Here is a 13,320-nt window from a genome sequence, read left to right on the forward strand (position 1 = left end):
TTATTTTCCTCGAGACCACTTTTACGATGTCAAACCTTCAAATTCGCATGGCCAATGCCATTCGCGCCTTATCCATGGATGCAGTTCAGCAGGCAAATTCAGGCCACCCTGGTATGCCGATGGGTATGGCAGATATTGCTGTCGGTCTTTGGAGCGAGCATTTAAAACACAACCCGACTGATCCACATTGGATTGATCGCGATCGTTTTGTTTTGTCGAATGGCCATGGATCAATGTTGTTGTATTCGCTCTTACATCTTTCTGGCTACGACTTACCAATTGAAGAGTTAAAAAACTTCCGCCAATTACACAGCAAAACTCCAGGCCATCCTGAATATGGAATTACACCAGGAGTTGAAACAACTACTGGACCCCTCGGTCAAGGAATTTCAAATGCAGTAGGTATGGCATTAGCCGAAAAATTATTGGCTGAGGAATTTAATCGTCCTGGTCACGACATTGTAGATCACTACACCTATGTATTTTTGGGCGATGGTTGTTTGATGGAAGGCATCAGCCATGAAGTGTGTTCATTGGCTGGCACGCTCAAGTTAAATAAGCTGATTGCATTGTGGGATGACAATGGCATCTCGATTGATGGCAAAGTGGTTTCTTGGTTTAACGAAGATACCCCGAAGCGCTTTGAAGCTTATGGCTGGAATGTGATTCGTGCCGTGGATGGCCACGACGCTGAGGCAGTGTCAGCTGCCATTGTAAAGGCCAAAAAGAGTGATAAACCAACCCTAATTTGCTGCAAGACTGCTATTGGTCAAGGCTCGCCGAATATGGCTGGCAGCGACAAGGCGCATGGCTCGCCTTTGGGTGCAGCTGAAATTGCAGCGACTCGTGTCGCACTGAATTGGCCTTACGCACCATTTGAAATTCCAAAAGATATTTATGCTGCATGGGATTTTAAAAAGCGTGGTCAAGCTGCTGAGCATGAGTGGAATAAAGAATTCCAAAAATATAAAAATAAATTTCCAGAACTCGCTTCTGAATTACAACGCCGTATGGAAGGTGAGCTATCGAAAGATTTCTCATCCACTCTCAATGCGTACTTAAAAACCTGCCAATCAAAAGCAGAGACGATTGCAATTCGCAAGGCAAGTCAAAATGCGATTGAAGCTTTAGCACCAGCTTTGCCAGAATTTATGGGCGGCTCCGCTGACCTCACAGGATCAAATCTCACGAATTGGTCTAGCTGCAAACCGGTGCGCGCTGATCAGTGGGGCAACCATATTAATTACGGTGTGCGCGAATTTGGTATGAGCGCCATCATGAATGGTATTGCCCTGCATGGTGGCTACATTCCGTTTGGAGGTACCTTCTTAACCTTCTCGGACTACAGCCGCAACGCCCTGCGTATGGCTGCTTTGATGAAGTTGCGCAGTATTTTTGTCTTTACTCATGACTCGATTGGCTTGGGTGAAGATGGCCCAACCCATCAATCGGTAGAGCACGTGGCTAGTTTGCGCCTGATTCCTAACCTCATGGTTTGGCGCCCTTGTGACACCACCGAGAGCGCGGTAGCTTGGGGCGCGGCAATTGAGCGTAAGAATGGCCCTAGCGCCTTAATCTTTAGTCGCCAGAATTGCCCATTTGTATCTCGCACTCCTGCACAAATTAAAGATATTGCTCGTGGCGGCTATGTGTTGCGCGATCCGAAATCCGGAAAGATTGATGCGGTCATTATTGCGACTGGTTCTGAAATTGCTCTGGCACTACAGACTGCTGAACGTCTTGAGAAAGAAGGTTTTGGCATTCGTATTGTTTCGATACCTTCAACTACCGTCTTCGATCAACAAGATGCTGCGTATAAAGCAAAAGTATTGCCAGCAAATATTCCGCGCATTGCAGTTGAGGCGGGGGTTAGTGATTTCTGGTGGAAGTATGGCTGCGCTGCAGTTCACGGCGTAGATACATTCGGCGAGTCAGCGCCTGCGCCAGTGTTGTACGAATATTTTGGTTTAACAGTGGATCAAATTGCAAAGACTGTTAAGCAATGTGTCTCAAAGAAATAAGCGAAATAAATTCAATATTAGCAAGGGGAAATAAATTCAATATTAGCAAGGGGAAATAAATTCAATATTAGCAAGGGGAAATAAATGACAATTCGTGTCGCAATTAATGGTTATGGACGTATCGGTCGCATGGTGTTGCGTGCCCTGTATGAAGATCAAGTCAATGGTAAGCCGCGTCGTGATATTAAGATCGTCGCAATTAACGCGATGGGCGATATTGCAATCAATGCCCATCTGACCCAGTATGACTCTGCCCACGGCCGCTTCCCAGCAGAGGTTTCAGTGGACGGCGATTGCATGGTTGTGAACGGTGATCGCATCAAGATGTTCTGTACTCGTAATCCAGCAGAAACTCCATGGGGTGAATTGGGCGTTGATCTTGTTCTAGAGTGCACAGGTAAATTTACCTCTAAAGAAAAAGCCATGATTCACATCGAGCAAGGCGCAAAGAAAGTATTGATTTCTGCTCCTGGTGAAAAAGATGTGGACGCTACGATTGTTTATGGCGTAAACCAAAATGTATTAAAGCCAAGCGATGTGGTTGTCTCTAATGCAAGTTGCACAACAAACTGTTTGGCACCATTGGTTAAGCCCTTACTCGAAAAGATTGGCATTGAATCTGGTTTGATGACTACCATTCATGCTTTCACAAATGATCAAGTGTTAACTGATGTGTATCACAAGGATATGCGTCGTGCGCGTTCAGCAGTGACCAGCATGATTCCAACCAAGACTGGCGCTGCAAAAGCAGTCGGTTTGGTTTTGCCAGCTTTGGCAGGTCGCTTTGACGGATTCGCTATGCGCGTTCCTGTGATCAACGTATCTGTAGTGGATTTAACATTTGCAGCCAGCCGCGCTACCAGCGTGGACGAAGTGAATGCCATCCTTAAGACTGCAAGCGAAGGCGAACTCAAGGGAATCCTAGGGTTCAATACTCTTCCATTGGCCTCCATCGACTTTAACCATGATCCACGCCCAAGTATTTATGACGCATCTCAAACCCGCGTCTCTGCAGACGGTAAATTGGTCAAAGTACTGGCTTGGTATGACAACGAGTGGGGTTATTCAGTCCAGATGTTGAATGCTGCTGAAGCTTTAATGGCTGTAAAGTAAGCATCTTTCGTTAACTATTGTTAAAAGTTGCTAAATTTCGGATATGTGAAGGGTTGACTTCGCTAGCCGATGAAGCTGTAATCAAAAAAGACCTCCAAGTGAAGCCTTTTTTGTATCTAAAGCATTTAAAAATGCTTATTTGCTCTTAAAAATGCTTATTTGCTCTTAAAAGTGCTTATTTCGGCAATTTTTCTTCTGGCAATGGCCATACATTGCCAAAGAGTGCTCCTCTAGCTTAAATCCGAGGTTTTTAGCGATATCACGCTGCCTTTTCTCAATTGCCTCATCCACAAACTCTTCAACATGCCCACAGTCTAGGCAAACTAGGTGATCGTGGTGGTTGCCTTCATTGAGTTCATAGATAGCCCGGCCATCTCCCTTGCTGGACTCGAAGTGACTGCGCAATAAGAGGCCTGCCTGTTCAAACTGGGTAAGAACGCGATAAACGGTAGCTAAGCCAATTTCCTGATCCTCTTTAAGGGCCATAAAGACGTCTTCAGCGCTAAAGTGGGTGCCGCCATTCTGATGAAAAAAATCCAGAATTTTCATCCTTGGGCCAGTTGCTTTTAGGCCGATATCTCTTAAATCTGCAGGAGTAGGGTTTTGGATCGTATTCATGGCATTGGGAGCTAAAATCAATGTCTTAATGATACAGCCTGCTATGCAAAATTGCCTTGAACTTTTTAATCGCTTTTTGAACCCACTTTTTAAGGGGGTTACCCCTGCGCGGACAGGGTTTATGGCTGTTGCCTTAGTTGGTTTATTGGGGGTCGGAGGCTGCACCTCTGCGGTTGATGAAACTCAGCGAAATTGGGTAAACAAAATTTTTAGGCCTTATGTACCAGATGTGGTTCAAGGTAACTTCATTTCCAGTGAGCAATACGCAAAGCTGCAAGTTGGCATGAGTCGTGAGCAGGTCCGTCAATTGATGGGCACACCATTATTGGCGAGTTACTTCCACGCAAATCGTTGGGACTACATTTTTGAATTTAAGCGCTCTGGTCAGATTGTGGGTAAAGAGCGTCATGTAACGGTATTTTTTGATGGCGACAAGGTTGTCAAATTTGAGGGCGATGCTTTGCCTACCGAAGTGGAGTTGGTTGCTGAAATTGATAACTACGCCAAATCAAAAAGATCATTTTGGGATGTTGTCACTGGCTCTAATAAGCCACCAGTTACGCCGCCGCTTCAGCAGCCGGAGCGTTTGGTGCCAAGCCCTACTAATAACTTGCCGGCTGGTGCTGATGCAGCTACCGCTACTTCTACTCCAGCACCGAAAGCTGATGCGGTTAGCGGCGATTCGTTCTGGGACTTCTTTAGCTTTTCGAATAAGTCGGGAACGGCACAGTCAGAAGCGCTGGGCCCGGGAGCTGCCAATATTCCAGCAGCTCCTGTAGCGAAATAAAGGGTAATTCTTTTGTATTGATGCTGACGTAAGCAGCTGCCCACAACTTTAATAAGAAGTGATGAAATAAATGATGAAGATTGCAATTGCTGGAGCTACCGGTCGCATGGGAAAGATGTTGATCGAAGCCGTTCTAAATACTGCAGATACGCAGCTTGTTGGTGCGCTCGATCATTCTGCATGTCCTCAGTTGGGTGAGGATGCCGGTGCATTTTTAGGTAAGAAAACGGGTGTTCTGATTTCTGCTGATATTGCACAGGTATTGGCTAATGCGCAATTCTTAATTGATTTCACAAGACCTGAGGGCACGATGGCGCATTTGGCTGTTGCCGAAAAGACTGGCACCAAGATGATTATTGGTACAACCGGTTTAAGCGCAGACCAAATCGAGCCTCTTAAAAAAGCATCATCGAAATTAGCCATTGTTTTTGCGCCAAACATGAGCGTAGGTGTGAACGCTACCTTTAAGTTATTGGAAATCGCAGCGAAGATGCTCAATCAGGGTTACGACATTGAAATCATTGAAGCGCACCACAAGCATAAGGTGGATGCTCCATCAGGCACCGCACTCAAAATGGGCGAAGTGATTGCTGACGCCTTGGGTGAAAAGTTAGATGATGTTGCAGTCTATGCGCGTGAAGGCCATACCGGTGAACGCAAAGAGGGATCGATTGGTTTTGCAACGATTCGCGGTGGCGATATCGTAGGCGACCACACTGTGCTCTTTGCAGGTGATGGCGAGCGTATCGAAATTAGCCACAAGTCCTCTAGTCGCCAATCCTATGCACAAGGATCATTGCGCGCCGCACGTTTTTTGCAGAACCAAAGCTCTGGCTTGTATGACATGCAAGATGTTCTTGGTCTGCGCAAATGATGTGTAACTAAATCAATTAAAAAATAGAAGAAAAGAGTTGTCTTGAATGAGTAAGGATTATGACTACCGCAGTATTGAAGCGGCAGCGCAAGCTGATTGGGAAGGCGCGCAAGTCTATCGAGTAACCGAGAATGCAGTTGATGCAGCCGGTAAGAAAAAACCAAAATACTATGCTTGCTCTATGTTGCCCTACCCATCAGGCAAATTGCATATGGGGCATGTACGCAACTACACCATCAATGATGTAATGGTGCGCCAACTGCGTATGCAGGGTTACAACGTATTAATGCCAATGGGCTGGGATGCCTTTGGAATGCCGGCAGAAAATGCGGCTATTCAGAATAAAGTACCTCCAGCAAAGTGGACTTACGACAACATTGCTTATATGAAAAAGCAGATGACTGCGATGGGATTGGCTATCGACTGGTCACGTGAGGTTGCCACTTGTAGGCCTGATTACTGCCGTTGGAATCAGTGGTTATTTTTGAAAATGCTGGAGAAGGGTATTGCTTATCGCAAAACCCAAGTAGTCAATTGGGATCCAATTGATCAAACCGTTCTTGCGAATGAGCAAGTGATTGATGGTCGTGGGTGGCGCTCTGGTGCATTGGTAGAGAAGCGCGAGATTCCTGGTTACTACTTCAACATTACTGCTTATGCAGAACAACTCCTTTCTGGTTTGGATGATTTAGGTTGGCCTGAACGTGTCAAGACCATGCAACAAAACTGGATTGGCAAGAGCCGTGGAGTGCGCTTTGCCTTTAAGCATGAGATTGCTGATGATCATGGCAACTTTATTCAAGATGGTCTTCTGTATGTGTTTACGACTCGCGCTGACACCATCATGGGCGTTACTTTCTGCGCAGTAGCTGCCGAACATCCTTTGGCCACTAAGGCTGCAGAAAATAATCCTGCGCTTGCGGCGTTTATTGAGAAATGTAAAACCGGTAGCGTGATCGAGGCGGACTTGGCCACTCAAGAAAAAGAGGGCATGTTTACCGGTTTGTATGTGACGCATCCATTTACAAATGAGCCTGTGCCAGTTTGGGTGGGCAACTACGTACTCATGTCATATGGTGATGGCGCGGTGATGGGCGTGCCTGCACATGATGAGCGTGACTTTGCATTTGCGTTGAAGTATGAGCTTCCAATTAAACAAGTGATTGCGCTCAAGGCTGAATCACCCATGTTCAATACAAGCCATTGGCAAGATTGGTATGCCCAAAAAGATGGCGTAGTCTGCTTTAACAGTGGGAACTACGATGGCCTGTCACATGAAGAGGCTGTTGACGCCGTTGCAAAAGATTTAGAAAAGATGGGTGTTGGTGAAATCAAGACAACCTATCGCTTGCGCGACTGGGGTATTTCTCGCCAGCGCTACTGGGGCACACCTATCCCAATTATTCATTGCGGTGATGAAGCCACTCCTGGTTGCGGCGCCGTACCGGTTCCAGAAGCGGATTTACCAGTGGTGCTGCCGGAAGATTGCGTGCCAGATGGAAGCGGTAATCCACTGAACAAGCGCGCTGATTTCTTGAATGTGAGCTGCCCTAAGTGTGGCAAGCCTGCGCGTCGTGAAACAGACACGATGGATACCTTTGTGGATTCCTCTTGGTACTTCATGCGCTATACCGGACCGAATGCGACTTCAATGGTAGATGGGCGCAACGAGTATTGGATGCCAATGGACCAATACATTGGCGGTATTGAGCATGCGATTTTGCATTTGCTCTACGCGCGCTTCTGGACTAAGGTGATGCGCGATTTAAACCTGATTACCTTTGATGAGCCGTTCCAGAATTTGCTGACTCAAGGCATGGTGCTTAATGAGACTTATTACTCTGAAGATGCATCAGGCAAAAAAACTTGGCTCAATCCATTAGATGTCGAGTTAGACCTAGATGAAAAAGGTCGCCCGAAAGGCGCTAAGCTCATCGGGGATACATCAAATACACCAGTCATTGTTGGTGGTGTTGAGAAGATGTCAAAGAGCAAGAATAATGGCGTGGATCCTCAGGCATTAATTGATGAGTACGGTGCTGATACTGCACGTTTATTTGTGATGTTTGCGGCACCTCCAGAGCAGCAGCTCGAGTGGTCTGGGGCTGGTGTAGATGGCGCCTCTCGTTTCTTACGTCGCGTATGGATGTATTCCAGTAGTCAAGCGAATGCTTTACGTGATGCCGCCGATAACATGCCAAGCAACTTAAATGACGCCGAAAAGGAATTGCGTCGTGAAGTACACACCATTCTGAAGCAAGCGAATTTTGACTATCAGCGTCGTCAGTACAACACTGTAGTTTCGGCTGCGATGAAGATGCTCAATGTGCTTGAGCCGATTAAGTTAGATCAGGGCAGTAATATCAGCGCCACAGTGCTGCGGGAATGCTTAAGCATCTTGTTACGCGTTCTTTATCCTGTGGTTCCGCACTTAACCCATGTACTTTGGAGGGATATGGGTTATGCCAAGTCATTTGGACCTTTATTGGATGCTCCGTGGCCTACCGTAGATGAGGCTGCATTGGTTCAAACTGAAATCACCTTAATGCTCCAAATTAATGGCAAGTTACGCGGGGATATTCGTGTTCCGGCGGATGCTAGTAAAGAGCAGGTTGAGACATTGGCCTTGCGAAGTGAACCAGCAACAAAAGCTTTAAATGGTGCTGCACCGAAAAAGGTGATCGTGGTACCAGGTCGCTTAGTGAATATTGTTGCCTAACCTCTAAAGAGTCTATAGACATGAGCGTAAATCATCTTCGACGTGCACTAATAGGCTTATTCGCCACTGCGCCTGTCAGTGGCTTAGTTGCTTGTGGCTATCGTTTGCGCGGCATGGTGGATTTGCCTTTTAAAGTTATTGCTATTACTGGAAGTCCATCTCCTCCAATGCGCGCCGATTTGCAAACTGCGATATTGACTGGTACCGATGTAAAGATTACTATTAATCCAAAGGATGCAGATTTGATCCTGGAGATTACCAACGATGTTAGTGGGCGTGAGATTTTGGCCTATAACTCTAACGGCCAGATATCGGCTTACCGTCTCAATATTCGAGTGGGCTTTAGAGCGTACGACATGAGCGGCGCAGAAATTATTCCCGATAGCGAAATCTATATGACACGCGATATGGACTTCTCGAACCCTATGGTTTTGGCGACCGACGTTCAGCAGCAACAATTTTTAGCCTTGATGCGTAAAGATTTATCCGTTCAGATTTTGCGTCGTGTTGCTGCTGCCGCAAAGGCACCGCAAACCAAAGCGTTTTAAGCAAATAAATTGCATGGTTAAAGTCGACGCCCTGCAAGCACACCTCAAGTCACTGGGCTCGGGGGCTGCAATTCTGCCTTTATATATTTTCAGTGGTGACGAGCCGCTTTTAATGATGGAGGCAGTGGATGCATTGCGTTTAGCGGCTAAGAAGTTAGGTTTTACTGAGCGCGAAGTGATGCTTCAAGAGCGTGGGTTTGATTGGAGTGCGTTAATGAGCGCTGGTCAAACTATGTCTTTGTTCGGGGATAAGCGTTGGGTAGAGTTACGCATTCCGACGGGCAAACCTGGGCGAGATGGCGCTGATGCTTTAAAGCAGTTCGCTGCGCAAATTGCTTCTCAATCAAATGGCCCGGATGGTCCTGACACTTTGGTTTGTATCGTTTTGCCTCGCTTAGATGGTAAGACAAAAACTTCTGCATGGTTTAGCGCTCTAGAGGATGCGGGCATGGCTATTCAGATTGATTCTTTGGATCGCAGCCATCTGCCGCACTGGATTGCCGGAAGACTGAAAAAGCAAAGCCAAGAGGTTGAGGCGGGTCCAGAAGGTCAACGTGCTTTGGAGTTTATTGCTGATCAAGTAGAAGGCAATTTAATTGCGGCCCATCAAGAAATATTGAAGCTAGGATTGCTGTATCCCACAGGAAAGCTAACTGAAGAGCAAGTTCGTTCCTCAATATTAAAAGTAGCCCGCTATAACGTTTTTGAATTAACTGAAGCGATGTTGGCTGGTGATTTGGCAAGATTAAATCGTATGCTCGATGGCCTAAAAGGGGAGGGCGAGCCTCTCGTTTTGATTCTCTGGAGCGTAACGGAAGAGCTTCGGATACTATCTAAATTAAAGGCTGCGAGCGATGCAGGTGAGTCTGTTCAGCAGTTGATGCGAGCGAATCGAATTTGGGGAAATAAAGAACGTTTATACCCAGCCGCTCTAAGGCGTGTACAGCCACTTAAATTGCGCAAAGCGATGCAGGTGGCAGCAGGATTGGATCGTCAATCAAAGGGCCTGTATGCGGCAGATTTGCCGGCAGATCCATGGGACGGTTTGCGTTTAGTTGGAAATTTATTGCGGTAAGCAGAATTGCACCTAAAAGATAAGTGATTTAGAAAGTTAGAAATGAGTTCATCGATTCACAACATGATGCAGGACATTGGCAAGCGGGCACGTAGCGCTTCACGTGCAATGGCACGTGCATCAAGCGAGCAAAAGAATCAGGCTTTATTGCATATTGCTAAAGTGGTTCGTCAAAAAGCTGGTGAGATTCAGAAAATAAACCAAGTAGATGTTGACCGCGCAAATGCAAATGGTCAGGATCCAGCTTTTGTGGATCGTTTAACTATGACGCCTAAAACTATTGAAACAATGGCCTTAGGTTTAGAGCAAATTGTTTCTTTAGAAGACCCTATCGGGAAAATTACGCCATTACAAAAGCAGGCATCTGGTATTGAACTTGGTCAAATGCGTGTTCCGCTCGGAGTGATCGGCATCATTTATGAATCTCGTCCAAATGTGACGATTGATGCGGCAGCGCTTTGTTTGAAATCTGGCAATGCAGTAATACTGCGCGGTGGCTCAGAGGCGATTGACTCGAATACCCTTTTGGCGCAAATCATTCAAGAAGGCTTGGCTGCTGCAGGCCTACCTAAGGATGCTGTCCAGGTAGTGACGACAACCGATCGCGCTGCCGTTGGTGAAATGATTACGATGACTCGGTACATTGACGTTATCGTCCCACGTGGTGGTAAGAGTTTGATTGCGCGTCTCATGGCCGAGGCACGCGTACCCATGATTAAGCATTTGGATGGTATTTGTCATACCTATATTGATGCTGATGCAGATGTTGCGATGGCGGTGAAGGTTTGCGATAACGCGAAGACTCAACGCTATGCACCATGTAATGCAATGGAAACCTTGCTGGTGAATCAAAGCATCGCAGAACAAGTTTTACCAATCCTTTGCAAAATCTACCAAGATAAAGGTGTGGAGTTGCGGGTAGATGGTTTAACGCGTAAAGCCTTGGAGGCTTCTGGGTTCAAAGGCTTAGTTGATGCCACTGAAGAAGATTGGCAGACCGAGTATTTAGCGCCAATTCTATCTATTAAGACTGTGGCTGATATGGATGAAGCGATGGATCACATTGAGCGTTTTGGTAGCAAGCATACCGATGCCATCATTACCAACAATAAAGAAAAAGCAAATCGTTTTCTGCGCGAGGTAGATAGTGCTAGTGTGATGGTGAATGCCAGTACGCGCTTTGCTGATGGTTTTGAATACGGCTTGGGCGCTGAGATTGGAATTTCGAATGACAAGCTACACGCCCGCGGCCCTGTTGGTCTAGACGGCTTAACTTCGCTGAAGTATGTCGTCATGGGTCATGGCGAGATTCGCACTTAAAGCATATCCATTAGGACGAATGAGACGTGGCTAACGCTTACCTTTGGGTCAAAACATTTCATATTGTGTTTATCACTTCATGGTTTGCCGGGCTTTTTTACCTTCCTAGGATCTTTGTAAATTTGGCCGATGAAAAGAATGCCGAAGCAAATACAAGACTGCTCGGAATGGCCGATAGACTCTTCCAGTTTATGACTATTCTGGCGGTTCCAGCGGTTTTGTTGGGCTTAACGCTCTGGCTTTACTTTGGAATTGGCGTTGGTGATGTCTGGATGCACGTGAAGTTGTTCTTTGTGGTTTTGGTGATTGGTTATCACCATGCATGCTGGAGCCTCTTGAAAAAGTTTCGCGCAGACCTAAATACCAAATCTGGTGTTTGGTATCGCTGGTTCAATGAAGTTCCGGTGATTTTGTTGGTGGTGATTGTGGCCTTGGTGCTTTTTAAGCCTTAAGTCCTAAGCATTAAGCCTCTTATATTTTTAATTTGTACCTTTACTTAGACTGTTAGCCCCATGAGATTTTTTGTTGTTTGCCCAGGTGGTTTAGAAATACCGCTTGCACAGGAGCTTGCAGAGATTGCCAGTCGCCCAGATTGCAAGGCGCTTGGCGCTTGGGTAATCGACCCAACGCCCACCAGTCCTACGGGTGGAGTTGGCTTAGCAGCGCCAATTTCAGCGGCGATGGCGCTCAACTTACATTCTCGTATTGCTAGTCGCGTGCTATTGCAGATGGCGCAGGCGCCATATAGGCAAGAAGAGGACTTATATAAGCTTGCAAGTGGTTTGGCCTGGGAAGACTGGTTTACCTCCAAGCAAACATTGCGTGTTGATGTGACCGCACATCGTTCGCCACTGAAAAGCTTGAACTTTGCAACACTCAAGATTAAGGATGCCATCGTAGATCGTTTGCGCGATGTCACAGGCGATCGCCCAAGTATTGATACTGCCTTTCCAGACGTCAGAGTACAGGCGCATTTAACTGCAACGCAGATCACGATTTATCTAGACACTTCAGGCGAAGCTTTATTTAAGCGTGGCTGGCGTGATGAAAAAGGCGACGCTCCTTTAAAGGAAAATTTAGCTGCAGGTATTTTGTCAATTACTGGATGGCAACCTGGTCAGTCCTTATTTGATCCGATGTGCGGTAGTGGCACATTTCTAATTGAGGCTGCCCAGAAAGCGTTAGCCATTCCCCCGGGAGCTATTCGGGCGGGTATGTATGGCAACGATGCAAAGCCAAGTCGCCTCGCCTATCGCCCGCTCATTACTTCTGCAGAGGGTTTTGGTTTTCAGAGACTTAAGCCTTTTAATGAGTCAGCTGAGCAAAAGCGCTGGGTTGATTTAAAAGAGGCTTCACTAGCGCAGGTGATGGACAAGCGAAAGCTATTTCCTACTGTTGAATCACTCAAAATTAGCGGTGGCGATATTAATGAAAAATTAGTCGCTATGTACAAAGGTAATTGGCAAAGAGCTCAGTTGCCTGATCAACCAGTAATGCGCCAGATAGATGCATTGTCTGCTAAACCGCCAGGAAACACTCATGAGGGTGTCATGCTGCTGAATCCTCCGTATGGTGAGCGCCTGGTGATTAAAGGTGGACGCGGTCAAGATCGCGCGGCCCAAGATTCACGTGATGCAGCTTACGATGCCGAGGAGCCAGAGAATCGTTTTGAGCTTAATTTAGAAACGGGTCGTCAGAGTGCAAAGCGTTCAAGCCGCGAGTCCTTGAAAAAGTTGCAGGCGCAAGAAGAGCAAGATCCAAAGTTTGTCGAGTTCTTGCGTCAGTTTGGTCAACATCTGAAGGATGCATTTGGTGGTTGGAATATTTTTGTATTAACTGCTGATATGGCTTTGCCAGGGCAATTGCGCATCAAAGAGTCAAAGCGCACCCCATTAATTAATGGACCCCTTGAATGCCGTTTGTTTAAATTTGAGATGCATCTCAAGCGCCCCGAGCTTAAGTCATCTGATGGGTCTGAGGCATAAGGCTAAATGAATCTAAGCGTTTTAAAATAAATAAAAATTAATTATTCGATTGCTAGAGAAAAGCGGAGAACTACAGAATGGAATTTAAAACTTATATGTGTTTGATCTGTGGCTGGGTCTACGACGAAGCGGCTGGATTACCGGATGAAGGCATTGCTCCGGGAACCCTTTGGAATGATGTACCAATGAATTGGACATGCCCTGAGTGCGGCGCTCGCAAAGAAGATTTTGAAATGATGGCTATTTAATTGGGATGCAAC

At 46.4% G+C, this 13,320-nt stretch carries 12 protein-coding genes; 11 read left to right on the forward strand and 1 reads right to left on the reverse strand.

The annotated features are described in order from the left end of the window. The first annotated feature begins 26 nt into the window (after positions 1–26). Positions 27–2,021, forward strand: coding sequence for a transketolase (tkt, locus tag DXE27_RS04535; RefSeq protein ID WP_128113708.1), 1,995 nt, complete (start codon positions 27–29; stop codon positions 2,019–2,021). Between the two features lie 84 nt (positions 2,022–2,105). Continuing rightward, positions 2,106–3,134, forward strand: coding sequence for a type I glyceraldehyde-3-phosphate dehydrogenase (gap, locus tag DXE27_RS04540; protein ID WP_128113073.1), 1,029 nt, complete (start codon positions 2,106–2,108; stop codon positions 3,132–3,134). Between the two features lie 165 nt (positions 3,135–3,299). Here the strand turns inward: gap and fur are convergent, their stop codons facing one another. Then, complete coding sequence (fur, locus tag DXE27_RS04545) at positions 3,300–3,752, reverse strand: ferric iron uptake transcriptional regulator (protein ID WP_128113074.1); 453 nt, start codon at positions 3,750–3,752, stop codon at positions 3,300–3,302. A gap of 121 nt (positions 3,753–3,873) precedes the next feature. On the opposite strand from fur, the gene DXE27_RS04550 reads away from it, so the two are divergent. The 9 genes from DXE27_RS04550 (at position 3,874) to DXE27_RS04590 (ending at position 13,308) form a co-directional block, all read left to right on the forward strand. Further along, positions 3,874–4,539 (forward strand): outer membrane protein assembly factor BamE, encoded by a 666-nt coding sequence (locus DXE27_RS04550; protein ID WP_231969660.1) that lies wholly within the window; start codon positions 3,874–3,876, stop codon positions 4,537–4,539. A gap of 73 nt (positions 4,540–4,612) precedes the next feature. Further along, positions 4,613–5,413, forward strand: a complete 801-nt coding sequence (gene dapB, locus DXE27_RS04555) for a 4-hydroxy-tetrahydrodipicolinate reductase (RefSeq protein WP_128113709.1) — start codon at positions 4,613–4,615, stop codon at positions 5,411–5,413. 46 nt (positions 5,414–5,459) lie between these two features. Beyond that, complete coding sequence (leuS, locus tag DXE27_RS04560; protein ID WP_128113076.1) at positions 5,460–8,132, forward strand: leucine--tRNA ligase; 2,673 nt, start codon at positions 5,460–5,462, stop codon at positions 8,130–8,132. Positions 8,133–8,152: 20 nt separating this feature from the next. After that, positions 8,153–8,680 (forward strand): LPS-assembly lipoprotein LptE, encoded by a 528-nt coding sequence (locus DXE27_RS04565; protein WP_128113077.1) that lies wholly within the window; start codon positions 8,153–8,155, stop codon positions 8,678–8,680. Between the two features lie 13 nt (positions 8,681–8,693). Next, positions 8,694–9,755 (forward strand): DNA polymerase III subunit delta, encoded by a 1,062-nt coding sequence (gene holA / locus DXE27_RS04570; RefSeq protein WP_128113078.1) that lies wholly within the window; start codon positions 8,694–8,696, stop codon positions 9,753–9,755. 42 nt (positions 9,756–9,797) lie between these two features. Then, complete coding sequence (locus DXE27_RS04575) at positions 9,798–11,075, forward strand: glutamate-5-semialdehyde dehydrogenase (RefSeq protein WP_128113079.1); 1,278 nt, start codon at positions 9,798–9,800, stop codon at positions 11,073–11,075. A 26-nt stretch (positions 11,076–11,101) separates the two neighbouring features. Then, a complete protein-coding gene (locus DXE27_RS04580) occupies positions 11,102–11,527 on the forward strand; it encodes a CopD family protein (RefSeq protein ID WP_128113080.1) in 426 nt (141 codons plus the stop codon). Between the two features lie 60 nt (positions 11,528–11,587). Further along, positions 11,588–13,060, forward strand: a complete 1,473-nt coding sequence (locus DXE27_RS04585; protein WP_128113081.1) for a THUMP domain-containing class I SAM-dependent RNA methyltransferase — start codon at positions 11,588–11,590, stop codon at positions 13,058–13,060. Between the two features lie 77 nt (positions 13,061–13,137). Further along, entirely contained in the window at positions 13,138–13,308 is a 171-nt protein-coding gene (locus DXE27_RS04590) for a rubredoxin (RefSeq protein WP_128113082.1), read from the forward strand. Positions 13,309–13,320 lie beyond the last annotated feature (12 nt).

The organism is Polynucleobacter necessarius (assembly GCF_900096755.1).
GTDB classification, from domain to species: Bacteria; Pseudomonadota; Gammaproteobacteria; order Burkholderiales; family Burkholderiaceae; genus Polynucleobacter; species Polynucleobacter necessarius_K.